General features: G+C 68.2%; 2 protein-coding genes. Both read left to right on the top strand.

What is annotated here, in order from left to right:
- Positions 1–237 precede the first annotated feature (237 nt).
- The gene (locus ACFYMM_RS44325) at positions 238–1434 is read left to right on the top strand and encodes an IS110 family transposase (protein ID WP_388398536.1); all 1197 of its coding nucleotides are present in this window, start codon (positions 238–240) and stop codon (positions 1432–1434) included.
- A gap of 57 nt (positions 1435–1491) precedes the next feature.
- Positions 1492–1950: a DUF4279 domain-containing protein gene (locus ACFYMM_RS44320; protein ID WP_388398533.1), complete on the top strand. Its 459-nt coding sequence runs from the start codon at positions 1492–1494 to the stop codon at positions 1948–1950.
- Positions 1951–2022 lie beyond the last annotated feature (72 nt).

Here is a 2022-nt window from a genome sequence, read left to right as displayed (position 1 = left end):
TCAGGCGGCTCTACCGTCTTGATCGGGTTGATCGAGCCATTCGTAGGGTTGGGTCGCCCAGGGGTGCTGGGTGTGGCTATCAGGCGGCTGCCGTCTCGTGGCTTCCCTTGCTTCGCCGCCCGGCACCCCACGACGACTCGGCCGCCGATTAGGAAGTGCGAACAAGTCGCTGCGTAGAGCAATGCCGGCGAGGTCGTCCGTGGCACGAACAGAGCGAACGCGTACGTCAGGAGCACGATGAGCCGGATATGGGCGGGGATCGACAGCGGCAAGGGCCACCATCACGGCCTCGCCCTGGATACCGAGGGCAAGACGCTGCTGTCGCGGCGGGTCGCCAACGACGAGCCCGAACTGCTGGAGCTGATCGGTGACGTCCTGGACCTGGCCGATGGCCGCGAGGTCACCTGGGCGATCGACATGACCGGCGGCGAGCCCGCGCTCATGCTGGCGCTGCTGGTCAACCACGGCCAGGAGGTCCTCTACATCCCCGGCCGGCTGGTGAACCGGGCCTCTGACGGCTACCGCGGCGAGGGCAAGACCGACGCCCGCGACGCCTACGTCATCGCCGACCAGGCGAGGATGCGCCGCGACCTGCGGCCCATCCGCCCCGGCGACGAAGCCGCCATCGAGCTCAAGCTGTTGACCGGACGCCGGGCCGACCTGGTTGAGGACCGCACCCGTGTGGTCAACCGCCTGCGCGGCATCCTGCTGAGCATGTTCCCGGCCCTGGAACGGGCTCTGGACGTGACCAACACCGGCCCGCTCAGGCTGCTGACGGGCTACCAGACCCCAGCCGCGATCCGCCGCGCCGGGGTCACCCGGCTGACGACGTGGCTGGCCAACCGCAAGGTCCGCAATGCCGGAGCTCTGGCCGTCGCGGCCGTCGAGGCGGCCGGGCGGCAGCACACCGCGATCCCCGGGGAGAAGACCATCGCGAAGCTGGTCCACACCCTGGCCGGGGAGGTGATGGCCCTCAACGAGCAGATCTCCGAGGTGGACAAGCTCATCGAGGGCCGGTTTCGCGAGCACGAGCTCGCCGAGATCGTCCTGAGTGTCCCGGGCATAGGCACCGTGCTCGGCGCGGAGTTCCTGGCCGCTGTCGGCGGCGGCCTGGACGAGTTCGACTCCCCGGACGCGCTGGCGGCCTTCGCCGGCGTCGCCCCGGCGCCCCGCGACTCGGGCAAGGTCAGCGGCAACCTCCACCGGCCGGTCACCTACCACCGAAGACTCCAGCGGGTCTTCTACACCTCCGCGCTGGTCAGCGTCCGCTACGACCCGAACTCGCGGAAGTTCTACGACCGCAAACGCGCCGAAGGCAAGAAGCACGTCCAGGCCGTGCTCGCGCTCGCCCGCCGACGCGTCAACGTCATCTGGGCCCTGATCCGTGACCGACGGTGCTACCAGGTCACACCTCTGGTCACCGAGGTTGCCTGACTGCCGGGCACGCATAATCACAGTCGGCCCACTTCTCGCGCGGCTATCCTCCACGGGATGCCACTTCGCCAGTACGCCTACTTCGCACTGTTCAGCCGGCACACCTCGGCAGACGACATGACCTCCCAGCTGGGCATCACTCCTGACGAGGTGACTGTTCGCGGAAGCCGGTTCACCGAGCCGACGGTGGTTCCGGTCGACCACTCGTGGATGGTTGCCTGCAGGGAGCCGGGTCTGCGCGTCGACGAGCAGATCACCCGCATTCTCGACAGACTCCAGCCCCACACAGACCGCATCTGCGACCTCACCAGGCATCTGGCCCGCACCGGCGGCGGAGCAGTGCTTCACATCGTGCGCTACTTCAACGACACCGACCAAGCCCAGCCAGGCGCAGCGGACGCCCCCAACCTCTTCGGCTGGCACCTGGACCGCAAGGTCCTGGACTTCCTCAGCTCCACCAGCGCCGAGCTCGACATCGACGAGTACGACATGGCCGGAGCCGAGGACACCACGTGAGCACATGACCCCGTACTCGCCTCGCACACGCGTCGCACTCCGACGGCTTGACAACAGCATTAGGAAGCAGGG

Origin of the sequence: Streptomyces sp. NPDC006739 (genome assembly GCF_042869815.1) — a bacterium.
Lineage (GTDB): Bacteria > Actinomycetota > Actinomycetes > Streptomycetales > Streptomycetaceae > Streptomyces.
This window is presented reverse-complemented; position numbering and strand designations above follow the sequence as displayed.